We start from the raw sequence: 12,515 nt of genomic DNA, 5'->3' as shown, positions 1-12,515 counted from the left end.
CGTGCGCGGTGTGCCGTGAGCCGCCTTCGAGGGGACTGTTGTGAAGCTCAGTGCACTGCTCGACGGGTACGACCACCACGTTCTGCACGGGGACCCGGATGTCCCGGTCACCGCGGGAGTGACCTTCGATGCCGGACAAGTGACGTCCGGATCGCTGTACGTCGCCGTACCCGGCCATGAGGAGGGCGGGCCCGGGGGCATCAGCCGGGCACTGGAACGAGGGGCGGTGGCGGTCCTCGCCGAGGGCGACGCGCTGCCCGGCGAGGCCGCTGCCGGGCGGGTGTGCGTGGTGCGGGTGGCCGACGCGCGCGCGGCCGCCTCGCTCGTCGCCTCGCGCTACTACGGCGATCCGGGCCGCGCGATGAACGTCGTGGCGATCACGGGCACGAACGGCAAGACCTCCGTCTCGTACATGATCGAGTCGGCGCTCAGGCTGGCCGCGGGCGCGAAGGTGGGCGTGATCGGCACCTCGGGCAGCCGGATCGGCATAGAGCCGATCCCGATGCCGCGGTCGGTCCTGAGCACCCCCGAGTCGCCGGACCTGCAGTACCTCCTCGGCCACATGCGCGACCGGGGCACCAGCAGCGTGGTGCTCGAGGCCACGTCCATGGGTCTGCTCCAGCAGCGCCTGGACCATGTGCCCGTCTCCGTCGGCGTCTTCACCAATCTGACGCAGGACCACCTGGACGACCACGGCACCATGGAGCACTACAAGAACGCCAAGCTGCGCCTGTTCGCGGGGCTGTGCGAGCGCGCGGTGGTCAACGCCGACGACCCCGTCGGCGCCGAGATACAGGCCCTGATGCCGGGCGCGGTGACCACCTACGGCATCGACGCGCCGGAGGCCGACTACCGCGCCAGCGACCTGGTCGTGGACGCCGGAGGCACCCGCTTCACGCTCCACCACGACGGCCGCAAGTACCCCGCCGCGATCCCGATACCGGGCCGCTTCTCGGTGTCCAACGCGCTGGCCACCCTGGCCGCGTGCCATCTGCTGGGGCACGAACTGCCCGCGCTGGTCGAGGCCCTGGACCGGATGCCGCCCACACCGGGCCGCCTGGAGCGCTTCACCACCGCGCAGGGCGTCTGCGTCATCGTCGACTACGCGCACTCGCCCGACTCGCTGGAGAAGGTCCTCGCCACGGTCCGCGGCTTCGCCACCGGATCGGTGATCACCGTCTTCGGCTGCGGCGGCGACCGGGACATCACCAAGCGCGCGCTGATGGGCGAGATCGCGGGCCGCTTCTCCGACCTGTGCGTCCTCACGTCGGACAACCCCCGCAACGAAGACCCCGAGACCATCCTGGACCAGATCGTGCCCGGTCTGACGTCCACCGGGACGCCCTTCGAGCGGGTGGCCGACCGCCGCTCGGCGATCGCGCACGCGCTGTCCGCCGCGCAGGAGGGCGACATCGTCCTCGTCGCGGGCAAGGGCAGCGAGCCGTACCAGATCGTCGGCGACCGGCTCATCGCCTTCGACGACATGACGGTGGTGCGCGAACTCGACGCGCTGTAGGGACGATCACGCGGGTGAGTGTGCGATTCGTCCATCGCCTCGCCGTGCGCGGTGCGAATCGGGCACTGGCGCGGTGGGGCGAACGGCGTCTACGGTCCCTGCATTTCCCCCACCACCGCGTACGTCGTGGTGCCTACACCCAGGGAGCTGCCTGTGCCCAAGGAGTCATCGCCGTCCGTCACCGAGGTCGAGACGCACGGAGTCGAACGCATCCCGGACGCGGACCGCACGGCCGGGCCGCTCGACCTGTTCCGGCTCGCGTTCGGCGGCGCCAACACGTTCGCCACCTGCGTGCTCGGCGCGTTCCCGATCCTCTTCGGCCTCTCCTTCTGGCAGGGGCTCGCGGCGATGCTCATCGGGCTGCTCGTCGGAGCGCTGCTGCTCGCCCCGATGGCGGTGTTCGGGCCGCGCAACGGCACGAACAACGCCGTCTCGTCGTCGGCGCACCTGGGCGTGCACGGCAGGATCGTCGGCTCCTTCCTCTCCCTGCTGACCGCCGTGGCGTTCTTCTCCCTGTCGGTGTGGAGCTCCGGCGATGCCCTCATCGGCGGGGCGCACCGGCTCCTCGGCGTGCCGGAGAGCGATGTGGCCTACGGCTGCGCGTACGCCGTGTTCGCCGCGCTGGTGCTCGCCGTGTGTGTCTACGGCTTCCGCTTCATGCTGCTCGTCAACAAGATCGCGGTCGTGGCGGCGACCCTGCTGTTCGTCCTGGGCCTTGCCGCCTTCGCGGGGGACTTCGATCCCTCGTACGCCGGGATCTTCACGCCGGACGCCGACCGGGCCACCCAGGACCTGTTCTGGCCGTCCTTCATCGGCGCCGCGCTGATCGTGCTGTCCAACCCGGTCTCCTTCGGCGCCTTCCTGGGTGACTGGGCGCGCTACATCCCGGCCCACACGCCCCGCCGCAAGGTGATGGGCGCGGCCTTCCTCTCCCAGATCGCCACCGTGCTGCCGTTCGGCTTCGGCCTGGCGACGGCGGCGATCATCGCCGAGCAGGCACCGAAGTACATGGACCCGGCCGCCCCGAACTTCGTCGGCGGGCTGCTCGCGATCGCGCCCGGCTGGTACTTCCTGCCGGTCTGCCTGATCGCGCTGATCGGCGGCATGTCGACCGGGACCACCGCGCTGTACGGCACCGGCCTGGACTTCTCCTCGGTCTTCCCGCGGCTCGGCCGCGTCCAGGCCACCGTCCTGATCGGCGTCCTGTCCATCACGTTCATCTTCGTGGGCCGGTTCGGCTTCAACCTGGTCCAGGCGATCTCCACCTTCGCCACGATGATCATCACCTGCACCGTGCCGTGGATGATCGTCATGATGCTCGGCTACGTCACCCGGCGCGGCTGGTACGACCCCGAGGCGCTACAGGTCTTCACGCGCCGCCAGCACGGCGGCCGCTACTGGTTCGCCCGTGGCTGGAACTGGCGGGGCATGGCGGCCTGGTGGACCGGTGCGGTGACCGGCGTGCTGTTCACCAACATCCCCGGACAGTTCGTCGGGCCGCTCGGCGACCTCGCGGACGGCGCCGACATCAGCCTCCCGCTGGGGGCGGCCGTGGCGGCAGTCGTCCACCTCGCCCTGCTCGCGGCCTTCCCGGAGCCGCGCGGGGTGTACGGGCCCGAGGGGCCGCGCTGGGTGCGCGCGGCCGACACCCCGATCGCCCCGATCACCGGCCCGCCGGGCGGCGGCCGCGAAGAGGCCGCCGCGAAGGCGCAGGCATAGCCCCCGGCGCGCCGCCCTCTCTAGGGGGCGGCGCGCCGCCGGGCTCAGCGGGCCGTCTCCAGCTCCCGCTTGAGGTTCTTCAGCGTCCGGTCGATGTTGCCGACCTGAAAGACCGCGAAGGTCTTGCCGCCCGTGGCAAGACGGTCGAAGGCGTTGGCCACGAAGGTGGGCCACGAGCGCCGGTCGTCCGTCCAGGTCTCGGTCACCTTGGTGGCGCCGTCGCTGTCCTCGAACCGGTACTCCCAGGTGGCGATCGGGGCGCGCAGCCGGGGGCGCTTGAGCCCGATCGCGTGCACGCGGAAGGCGAAGCGCAGGCCCGGCTCGGCCTTGGTCACCGTGCAGCGCGTGGTCCAGCGGAACGGGCCGCGCTTGTTGTGCCCGTCGAAGGCCAGGCCGACGTGGGCGGGCACCTCGCCCCCGGGCACGGTCGCCCCCAGGTTCTCGGGGCTCCACCGCCCCATCAGATCGGGCCTGCTGACCTGCTCGTACACCGACTGCGGTGACGCTTGGACCAGGATGCTGCGGGACACTGTGAACGTGCGGGTCATGACCACTCCGATCCTCGACCCGCGACCTTACTCACCAGTAGCTTGAATGTCAGCCCCCTCCCCCGCCCCAGATTGCCGTGCACGCCACCGACAGGGCGCCTCAGACCAGCCCGGTGACCGTGACGGCGATGCCGGGCGCGGTCTGCTCCCCGGTCACCCGCTCGAAGGCCTTCGCCGTGGCCGCGCGCACCTCGCGCGTCACGTCCAGGGCCCGCCGCCCCCGGTGCAGGACGACGAACACCTCCACGCTCCAGCCCTGGGTGTCCTTCGGCCGCCGCACCTGCACACCGGCGGAGCCCGCCGGAGTACTGGGAAGCCCCCGTCTGAGCAAGGCCGAGGTACGCAGCAGATCCGCGAGCCCCGGCCGCAGGAAGGCCACCCCCGGGGTGTCGAGGACCGCCTCTATGACGGCGTCCGCCAGTACGCGGGAAACGTCTCGATCGCTCACCGCTGCCGCCCTTCCTCACTGTCGTCACTGTCGTCGTCGATGACATCGGTGATCGTCACGTCGACGGCCGCGATCCGCATGCCCAGCTCACCGTCCGCCGCGTCGAGGACCCGGTCCCGCACCCGGTCGGCGACCTCCGGCAGGTGCCACGCGAGCGGGACCTGGACGTCGACGCGGACCCTGACCGGCCCTCGTGCCAGGCGCCCCGCAGGCGCCGGGGACGCCTCGTCCTCCAGCGGATCGATGCGGCAGCTGCCCGCGCGCACTCCCGGCAGCGACTCGGCCGCCGCCCGCACCGTGCGGGCCGCGGCGGCCTCCACGATCCACGCGTCCTCGTCCTCGTCGCCCAGCGGCAGCGTCCGGCCCGGCCGCAGCTCCAGGCGCACCACGTCCATGACACGGCCGGTGAGCGCGGAGGTGTCCGGCTCCTGGGGCGCCGTGTCGCGCGTCTGTGTGACGATCCCCTCCAGGTGCCGCAAGGCGTCCAGGGCCTGCCGGCAGTGCGGGCAGCTGTCGGCGTGGGGGTCGGGCACGCCCGCCTCCCCCTGTTCCCACACGTGTGACAACGCGCGCCCGCAGGGCAGCAGTTCGTCCTCAGGCAGCACTCCGAAGCCCGCCTCCCGCTCGTCGTCCGGTACGGATTCCCCGTTCATCGCCATGCCGCCATCGCCTCCGTCAGATAGCGCCGCGCCCTGAAGACCCGGCCGCGGACCGCCTCCGGACTGATACCGACCGTCTCGGCGATGGACTCGTAGGGTGCGCCGTCCAGCTCACGCAGCACCCAGCACACCCGCTGCTCCGGCGAGAGCCCTTCCATCGCCCGCGCCAGGTCCGCCACGGCGGCGTGCCCCTCGGCCGCCCGCGCGGGCGAGACCTCGTGCTCCGGCGCGGACGGCTCGGGCAGGCTGTCCAGCGCCACCACCGGCCGCCGCGTACGCAGGAGGTTCAGGCAGCGGTTGGTGACGATGCGGTAGATCCACGTACCGAACTGGGCGTCTCCGCGGAACTCCGGCAGCTTGCGCCAGGCGCTGACGAAGGAGTCCTGCACGGCGTCCTCCGCCTCCGGACGGCTGCCGAGCAGGCGCGTGGCCAGCCGCAGCGCCATGGGGGCGTGGCGGTGCACGAGCGCCTCGAAGGCCTCCTCGTCACCCTCGGCCGCCCGCACCGCGAGCAGTCCGTCCTCACGTCTCGACGAAGCGTCCGCTTCCTCGGGTGTTCCGCCCCGGTCGCCCGGCACACGCGGCTCCTCTCACTTCGGTCGTGCTCCTACGACACACGAAAGGCACTCCGCGTTACGCGGCCCAGGAACGCTACATGCCGCCGGAAGAAATTCCCGCGAGGCGCGTAACAGACATACGGCACCCGGGTCGGAGCAGGAGAAGAGCCGGAACAAGCCTTCACACGGTCCGGCACCGGCAGCACAGTCACCGAGAAATCCCTGACGACGACTAGGAGATGCCACCATGGCGACGCAGGACCTCACGTCGAACACTGCCGTATCAGGCAGCACCGAGAAGAACCTCACCGGCGGGTCCCAGAAGAGCACCCTGGGAGCCACCACCGTCACCGGCAGCACGGGCGCGACCGAGCCCGCTGCGACGCGGGGCAAGACGTCCATCGCCGATGTCGTGGTCGTGAAGATCGCCGGAATGGCGACCCGCGAGATTCCCGGCGTGTACGACATGGGCGGCGGCCTGTCCCGCACCATCGGCGCCGTACGCGACCGTGTCCCCGGCGGGCGCCCCAATGTCGGCCGCGGAGTGAAGGTCGAGGTCGGCGAGCGGCAGACGGCGATCGACCTCGACATCGTCGTCGAGTACGGCGTGCCCATCACGGACGTCGCCCACGACGTGCGCGAGAACGTCATCTCGGCGGTGGAGCGCATCACCGGCCTCGAGGTGGTCGAGGTGAACGTCGCCGTCAACGACGTCCACCTGCCCGACGACGACAGCGGGGACTCCGGCGGCGAGACGCGCGTCGAGTAGCGCCCAGCCCCACGCGGGCCACCTTCCGGTCGTGCGAGACGTCCCTTTTCTGTGGTGTGAGGTGAGTGGTGAGCACAGCTCTGGTCGGTCTGTTGGCGGGCATGGCCCTGGGATTCGCCGGATGGTTCGGCGGCTTCGGCGCGTTCCTGCTGGTCGCCGCGCTCGGCGCGGTCGGCTTCGTCCTGGGACGGCTCGTGGACGAGGGCACGGATGTGCGTGCCTTCCTCGGCGGGCGTGACCGGGAGCGCCGATGACCACGCCCGCCGCGGAGCGCGGTACGACCACGGTCGCGGACCGCGCGGTGCGCCGCATCGCCGAGCGCGCCGCGACCGAGGCCCTGGCACCTGGCGCGGTCGAGGTCAGCCGGGGATCGGCGACCGTACGCGGCCGGCGGGCCCAGGTGGGCGTCACCGTGAGCCTGCCCTATCCGGCCGTCCTCGACGAGGCGGGCGAGAGCGTGCGCTCGCACGTCGCCGAGCGCACCGCCCGGCTCACCGGCCTCACCGTGCCCTCGGCACGGATCCGCGTCCGGCGTCTGTCCCGCCGGGAGCGGTCCGCCGGGCAGCCGGCGCCGCCGGTGGCCGCCTCCGATTCCGCGGGGGCGGCCCCGGCCCGCGCGCACCGCCCGTGGTCCCAACGCCGCCTTCCTGTCGCGGTGTTCGCCCTCGCCGCCGCCGCTGCCTGCGCGGTGCTGCTGTTCGACGTGGTGTCCGTGCACGCGGCCGATCGCGCTCCCGCGCGGTGGCGGGTGGAGACGCTGGAGTGGCTCTCCACGCACGGCCCGGACCCCACGACCTCGGGCGCCCTCGCGGCGCTCGCCGTGTTCGCGCTCGGCGTGTGGCTGCTGGTCGCGGCCGTCACGCCGGGGCGCCGCAGCGGTCTGCCGATGAGGCCGCCGCTGCCGGGGGTGCGCGCGGTCCTGGAGCGCAGGGCGGTCGCGGTGTTCCTGCGGGACGCCGTGACCGACGTGCCCGGGGTGGGCCGGGTCCGGGTCCGGGTCGGCCGCCGTACCGCACGGGTGCGCGCGGGGTTGCAGTTCGGTGAGCTGAACGGCGCACGGCGGGCGGTGACCGAGGCCGCAGAGGGGGCGACCGCGGGGCTCGGCCTCGCCAGACCGCTGCGGCTGCGGGTCCGGTTGAAGACCGAACCGGCCTGGCGTGCCCCCGGGCCCGGGATCGAGTCAGGGAGCGGGCCCGGGAGCGGGCCCGCCGCGGCGGAACGGAGCACCCCCTGATGAGCCGGCTCCGCGGCGGCGCCAACCGCTCGACTCTGTTCTGCGTGGCGGCCGTTCTCCTGACCGCGGGAGCCGCGCTGGCCACCGCGACCGCTCCCGTGCGCGATCGGCTGCCCTCGGGCCTGCCCCGCGTCGGCGACGACCGGGTGTGGCTGGATCAAGAGCTGCTGGACCGCTGGCGCGAGCACGGCTGGTGGACGCCCGTCGTGATCACCGCGCTGGCCGTCGGCGCCGTCCTGTTCCTCTGCTGGGCCGCCGCCCAGATCCGCACCGGACGGCTGCGCGAACTCCCGCTCGGGCAGCCCGGCGTCACTCTCTCCGCCACGGCGCTGGCCTCCGTGATGGCCGAGCGCGCCCGGACCGTGGACGGCGTGGCCCGCGCCCACGTGCGCCTGCTCGGACGGCCGCGGCGGCTGCGGGCCCGCATCACGCTGGTCCTGGACCCCGACGCCGCACCGGAAGCGGTGCTGCGCGAGCTCGCCCGGGACACCGTCGCCGAGGCACGGGCGGCGGCAGCGCCCCGCTCCCTGGAGGCGGAGGTGCGCCTCACGACCCGCCCGCACCGGACGCGCCGCATCCACTGACGACTCCAGGGCTTGAAGTACAGGGCCTTGGCCGTCAGGCCTCGGCTACAGGGCTTCCAGCGTGGTGCGGAGGTCCGTGGCGCGAGGGCGGTTGTGGGGAAGCCGGGCGAGGACCGCCGCCATGCCGCAGGTGTCGGTGACGGCCGAGAAGACCAGGCCCGCGCCGACACCGGCGGCCAGCCAGCGCGCGGGCCGGAAGCGGGTTCCGGCGGCGAGACCGAGGACGACGAGGGACCCGGCGGCAAGACGGACCTGGCGATCCATCGCCCAGGCCGTCGGTGCGCCTTCGGAGGGCTGGAGCGGGTGGCCCTGCGCGGCCCAGGCGGTGGTGCCGCCGACGAGGATGGCCGCGGGGATGTCGGCGGCGGCCAGCTCGGCGCACGCGGTGGCGGAGCGGACGCCGGAGGCGCAGACCATCAGGAGCACACCGCGGGCGGCGGCGGCCTTGAGCTCGGGCAGCGCCGTGTTCAGCTGGTCCACGGGGATGTTGTGGGCTCCGGGGAGGTGCCCGGATGCGTACTCGCCGGGGGTGCGGACGTCGACGACGGTGTAGTCGCCCAGGTGGGCCGCCGCCTGCGCGGGGGACAGATCGGTGGGGGCCAGATCGGTGGGGGGAGTCATGTGGGGGGCCGTCCTTTCGTTGCGCCAAGGCTCTCACCCCGGCAGGGTGCGCACGGGCCAGGGCCGGGTTCCCGATCACGCACGGACCACACCGACCACACACACGACACCGACCGCACCGACCGCGCGGACCACAGAGCCCAGACCGCCGGAAGCCTCCGCAGCCCCCGGACGGGGCTGCGGAGGCTTCCGGCGGTGACCGTCAGCTCTTCGGCATCAGGACGGTGTCGACGATGTAGACCGTGGCGTTGGCCGTCGGGACGTTGCCGCAGACCACCTTCGACGTGTCGTTGACCTTGTACTCCGTGCCGGAGCCCGCGGTGGTGAGCTTGCTCTTCTCCAACGTCTCGTAGGAACCGTTCTCCAGCTGCTGCGGCGTCAGCTTCTGGCCCACCACGTGGTACGTAAGGATCTTGGTGAGCATGGCCTTGTCGTTGAGGACCTTGTCCAGGTCGGCCTTCGGGATCTTCGCGAAGGCGTCGTTGGTCGGCGCGAACACCGTGACGTCCTTCGCGTTGTTCAGGGTGTCGACAAGACCGGCCTTCTTCACCGCGGTGACGAGGGTGGACAGCTCCGGGTTGTTCGACGCGGCGGTGGCGACCGGGTCCTTCGCCATCCCGTCGAAGGAGCCCGAGCCGCTCTTGGGGACCGACGAACAGGCCGGTCCGAACGGCTCGTCCGCGGTCATGGCGTCGTCCGCCTCGGACTGCTTCGCGCTGGGCGTGGCGTCCGCGGCCTTGGTGTCCTTGTCGCCGCTGTCCGAGCACGCCGTCAGGGCGATCGGCAGCATCGCGGCGGCGGCGACGGCGACCGCGGTGCGGCGAATTCGGGTGGAGTACATGGACATGGTCTTCTCCTTGCGTCGTTGCAGGCATGGGGGTGGCCGGAAGCAGGCGGCATCAGGGCACGGGGGCCGCCGCCGGGTACCGGCCGGTCGCGTCGGCGGAAGCGGCCCCGGGGCCTTCGGCACCGAGCGCCGGGCGCACCGACCGTGCGCACCGTCCCCACGTCTTCCGTTCTTCGCTCACACAGGGAATTCGTCACCGGGCGGGCCGGGGATTGGTCTCGGACCACATTCACCCGATCGGGCACACCCGCCCCTGCGCCGGGCAGGCGTGCCGGTGCCCTTCAAGCGCCCCTGCCGTGGTCAGGCGCCGCGGGCCTGCTCGAAGCGGGCGCGGCCCTCGGCCAGTTCGACGATCGGGTCGGGGTAGTCGATGTCCGCCCGGTCCGCGTCCGGGAGCTTCCACGGCTCGTGGACGAACCGGTCCGGGACCGCGGCGAGTTCGGGCAGCCAGCGGCGTACGTAGCTGCCGCCCGGGTCGAAGCGCTTGCCCTGGATCACGGGATTGAGGACCCGGTTGGGCCGGGTGTCGGTCCCGGTGCCCGCCGCCCACTGCCAGTTCATCTGGTTGTTGGCGACGTCGCCGTCCACCAGGAGGCTCAGGAAGTGCCGGGCGCCCACCCGCCAGTCCACGTAGAGGGTCTTGGTGAGGAAGCTCGCCACCACCATGCGCCCGCGGTTGTGCATCCAGCCCTCGTGGCGCAGCTGCCGCATCGCCGCGTCCACGAAGGGGTAGCCGGTGCGCCCGTCGAGCCAGGCGGCGGTCTCCTTCTTGTTGGTGCGCCACCGGTCGCCGCGCGAGCGGTAGTCCTGGGCGGCCGCGTCCGGGCGGGCCGCGAGGACCTGGTGGTGGAAGTCGCGCCAGGCCAGCTGCCGGATGAAGGCCTGCGCCCCCGGTGAGCCCTCACGGGTGGCCTCGTGGACGACTTCGGTCGCCGAGAGGGAGCCGAAGTGGAGGTGGGGCGAGAGGCGCGAGGTGGCATCGGCGGCGATGTCGTCCTGGCCGTCCTCGTACCCCGCGATGTCGCCGGACAGCCAGGCCCGCAGCCGCTTGCGCCCTGCGTTCTCGCCCCCGGCGTCGAGTCCCGGCGAGACTCCGGTGATCTCCGCGCGCGGCCGCACCGGGTCCGACGCCACGTCGGCGACCTGCACCGTGCGCGGTGCGGCCAGGACATCTCGTACGCCCTCCGCCGTCCAGCGCCGGAAGTACGGGGTGAACACGGCGTAGTGGTCCTTCCCGGACGGGAGCAGCTCGCCCGGGGCGACGGCCGTGACGACCGCGTCGTGCACGACCAGGCGGCAGCCGGAGCCGTCCAGCGCGTCCCGCAGCCGCTCCTCGCGCCGCGTCGCGTACCGGCTCACCCCGGCCGCGACGTGCACCCGCTCCGCCCCGGTCTCCGAAGCCACCCTCCGGACCTGGTCGACGACGTCTCCGCTGCGGACCACGAGGCGACCGCCGCGCTTGCGCAGGCCCGTGTCCAGATCCGCCAGGCAGTCGGCGAGGAAGGCATCGCGGTTGGGCACGGCGAAGCCCGTGGCCCGCAGCCCGTCGTCGTACACGAACAGCGGCACGATCCGGTCCGCTTCGCGCAGGGCGGCCCGCAGCGCCGGATTGTCGTGCAGGCGCAGGTCGGAGGTGAACAGAACGATCGAGACAGTCACTTGCTGCGGCTCCTCATGCCGTGGGGAAGTTCATCAGGGCCACCGGGTCGGACGTCGGCTCCTCGGAGCCGCCCGTCGGCTCCACGGTGATGCCGATGCCGGACGCCTGGTCCACCGGGCCGTCGAGCAGCACCGCTTCGGTGCCGCGCGCCGGATCCATCAGACCGGCCGAGCGCATCGTCCCGTCGTCGTTGAACCACAGTTGATAGACCTTGCCGGACGGCGGCCGGGGCATCTTGGCCGCCACGAAGGCGGCCTGGTCCAGGCTCTTGGCCACCACGACCGTGCCGGTCGCACCGTCGGCGAGCCGGGCGGTGGACGCCTTGGCGTCCGGCGCGGCGAGCACCTGGGCCAGCTGCTCGGCCTGGCGCTGCGCCTGCTGCGTACGCTCGCCCGCGTCCTCGGCCCGCTGGTGCTGCCACACGGCGATCCCGCCGAACCCCGCGGCGACCGCCAGGCAGGCGGCGAGGGCGAAGCGGGACAGCTGCCGTCCACGGCCCGTCCCGCCGGTGGTCCTCCCCGGTGCGGGCGTATGCGGGGGCAGTTGGCGGACCGTGGCGATCTGCCGCAGCACCTCGGCCTTCATGGCCGGCGGAGGGGCGACCGACACGGCGCGGGCAAGACGTCCTGCCGTGGCGGCCAGTTCGCGCACCTCCTGGGCGCAGGCCTCGCACGTCTCCAGGTGCCGCTCGAAGTCCGTGCGCTCCTCGTCCGAGAGGGCGTGCAGGACGTACGCGCCCGTCATCGTGTGCAGATCGGCGGTGCTCATGCGCTCACCCCCAGGCAGTCGCGCAGCCGGATCAGGCCGTCCCGCAGCCGGGTCTTGACCGTCCCCAGGGGCACGGAGAGCAGCTCTCCGACCTCCCGGTAGGTCAGCCCGCGGTAGTAGGCCAGGGTGACCGACTGTCTCTGCAGTTCGGTCAGGTTGCGCAGGCAGCGGCGCACCTGCTCGCGCTCCAAGCGGTTCTCCACCTGTTCGCTCACCTCGTCGAAGGCCGGTGTGCGTTCGAGCAGCGCCGCCTTGTGGTCGCGCTCGGCCGACGCCTGTACGGACCGCACGCGGTCCACCGCCCTGCGGTGCGCCATCGTCAGGACCCAGTTCATGACGCTTCCCCGCTCCTGGCGGTAGCGCGCGGCGGTGCGCCACACCTCCACGAGCACCTCCTGGGCGACCTCCTCGGACTGGGCCGGATCGCGCAGCACCGTGCGCACCAGGCCCAGGACGGGGGAGCTGACCGCGTCGTACAGCGAGGCGAACGCCTGCTGGTCGCCGCGGGCCACCCGGCTCAGCAGCTCGGCCAGATCGGGGCCCGCGGAGGGGGCCCCGCTGATGTGCACCACTTCGTTCACCCGG

Annotated in this window: 15 protein-coding genes; 6 read left to right on the top strand and 9 right to left on the bottom strand. The window is 72.7% G+C overall.

Annotated features, from left to right (window positions below):
• Positions 1-40 precede the first annotated feature (40 nt).
• Positions 41-1,516 (top strand): UDP-N-acetylmuramoyl-L-alanyl-D-glutamate--2,6-diaminopimelate ligase, encoded by a 1,476-nt coding sequence (locus ACIGXX_RS00420; protein WP_399971390.1) that lies wholly within the window; start codon positions 41-43, stop codon positions 1,514-1,516.
• 153 nt (positions 1,517-1,669) lie between these two features.
• Positions 1,670-3,235, top strand: coding sequence for a cytosine permease (locus ACIGXX_RS00415; RefSeq protein WP_366464838.1), 1,566 nt, complete (start codon positions 1,670-1,672; stop codon positions 3,233-3,235).
• Between the two features lie 44 nt (positions 3,236-3,279).
• Here ACIGXX_RS00415 and ACIGXX_RS00410 read toward each other — a convergent pair whose 3' ends face one another.
• From ACIGXX_RS00410 to ACIGXX_RS00395, 4 genes are all read right to left on the bottom strand, one after another.
• Positions 3,280-3,783: an SRPBCC family protein gene (locus ACIGXX_RS00410; protein WP_351157302.1), complete on the bottom strand. Its 504-nt coding sequence runs from the start codon at positions 3,781-3,783 to the stop codon at positions 3,280-3,282.
• Positions 3,784-3,883: 100 nt separating this feature from the next.
• Positions 3,884-4,231 carry an Asp23/Gls24 family envelope stress response protein gene (locus ACIGXX_RS00405; RefSeq protein WP_361473271.1) on the bottom strand — a complete coding sequence of 116 codons (348 nt, stop codon included), beginning with the start codon at positions 4,229-4,231 and terminating at the stop codon, positions 3,884-3,886.
• On the bottom strand, positions 4,228-4,890 hold the full coding sequence (locus ACIGXX_RS00400) for an Asp23/Gls24 family envelope stress response protein (RefSeq protein ID WP_351157306.1): 663 nt from the start codon (positions 4,888-4,890) through the stop codon (positions 4,228-4,230). The genes ACIGXX_RS00405 and ACIGXX_RS00400 overlap by 4 nt, the downstream gene beginning before the upstream one ends.
• Positions 4,881-5,468 (bottom strand): RNA polymerase sigma factor, encoded by a 588-nt coding sequence (locus tag ACIGXX_RS00395; protein WP_351157308.1) that lies wholly within the window; start codon positions 5,466-5,468, stop codon positions 4,881-4,883. The genes ACIGXX_RS00400 and ACIGXX_RS00395 overlap by 10 nt, the downstream gene beginning before the upstream one ends.
• 226 nt (positions 5,469-5,694) lie before the next feature.
• Between ACIGXX_RS00395 and ACIGXX_RS00390 the strand changes: the two genes are divergently transcribed.
• The 4 genes from ACIGXX_RS00390 (at position 5,695) to ACIGXX_RS00375 (ending at position 8,034) form a co-directional block, all read left to right on the top strand.
• Positions 5,695-6,216, top strand: coding sequence for an Asp23/Gls24 family envelope stress response protein (locus ACIGXX_RS00390; RefSeq protein WP_351157310.1), 522 nt, complete (start codon positions 5,695-5,697; stop codon positions 6,214-6,216).
• Positions 6,217-6,284: 68 nt separating this feature from the next.
• Positions 6,285-6,470 (top strand): hypothetical protein, encoded by a 186-nt coding sequence (locus ACIGXX_RS00385; RefSeq protein ID WP_351157312.1) that lies wholly within the window; start codon positions 6,285-6,287, stop codon positions 6,468-6,470.
• The gene (locus tag ACIGXX_RS00380; protein ID WP_399971385.1) at positions 6,467-7,450 is read left to right on the top strand and encodes a DUF6286 domain-containing Asp23/Gls24 family envelope stress response protein; all 984 of its coding nucleotides are present in this window, start codon (positions 6,467-6,469) and stop codon (positions 7,448-7,450) included. Before ACIGXX_RS00385 ends, ACIGXX_RS00380 begins: the two co-directional genes overlap by 4 nt.
• Positions 7,450-8,034 carry an alkaline shock response membrane anchor protein AmaP gene (locus tag ACIGXX_RS00375; RefSeq protein ID WP_399971383.1) on the top strand — a complete coding sequence of 195 codons (585 nt, stop codon included), beginning with the start codon at positions 7,450-7,452 and terminating at the stop codon, positions 8,032-8,034. The genes ACIGXX_RS00380 and ACIGXX_RS00375 overlap by 1 nt, the downstream gene beginning before the upstream one ends.
• 45 nt (positions 8,035-8,079) lie before the next feature.
• On the opposite strand, the gene ACIGXX_RS00370 is transcribed toward ACIGXX_RS00375, so the two are convergent.
• The 5 genes from ACIGXX_RS00370 to ACIGXX_RS00350 form a co-directional block, all read right to left on the bottom strand.
• The gene (locus ACIGXX_RS00370; RefSeq protein WP_351157318.1) at positions 8,080-8,655 is read right to left on the bottom strand and encodes a rhodanese-like domain-containing protein; all 576 of its coding nucleotides are present in this window, start codon (positions 8,653-8,655) and stop codon (positions 8,080-8,082) included.
• A gap of 202 nt (positions 8,656-8,857) precedes the next feature.
• Positions 8,858-9,496 (bottom strand): fasciclin domain-containing protein, encoded by a 639-nt coding sequence (locus tag ACIGXX_RS00365; RefSeq protein ID WP_351158009.1) that lies wholly within the window; start codon positions 9,494-9,496, stop codon positions 8,858-8,860.
• Positions 9,497-9,802: 306 nt separating this feature from the next.
• Complete coding sequence (locus ACIGXX_RS00360) at positions 9,803-11,161, bottom strand: deoxyribodipyrimidine photo-lyase (RefSeq protein ID WP_366463523.1); 1,359 nt, start codon at positions 11,159-11,161, stop codon at positions 9,803-9,805.
• A gap of 13 nt (positions 11,162-11,174) precedes the next feature.
• Positions 11,175-11,930, bottom strand: coding sequence for an anti-sigma factor domain-containing protein (locus tag ACIGXX_RS00355; RefSeq protein ID WP_399971380.1), 756 nt, complete (start codon positions 11,928-11,930; stop codon positions 11,175-11,177).
• On the bottom strand, positions 11,927-12,511 hold the full coding sequence (locus tag ACIGXX_RS00350) for a sigma-70 family RNA polymerase sigma factor (RefSeq protein ID WP_351157325.1): 585 nt from the start codon (positions 12,509-12,511) through the stop codon (positions 11,927-11,929). Before ACIGXX_RS00350 ends, ACIGXX_RS00355 begins: the two co-directional genes overlap by 4 nt.
• Between the last annotated feature and the right edge of the window lie 4 nt (positions 12,512-12,515).

Source organism: Streptomyces sp. NPDC055243, from assembly GCF_044544025.1.
GTDB lineage: Bacteria > Actinomycetota > Actinomycetes > Streptomycetales > Streptomycetaceae > Streptomyces.
This window is presented reverse-complemented; position numbering and strand designations above follow the sequence as displayed.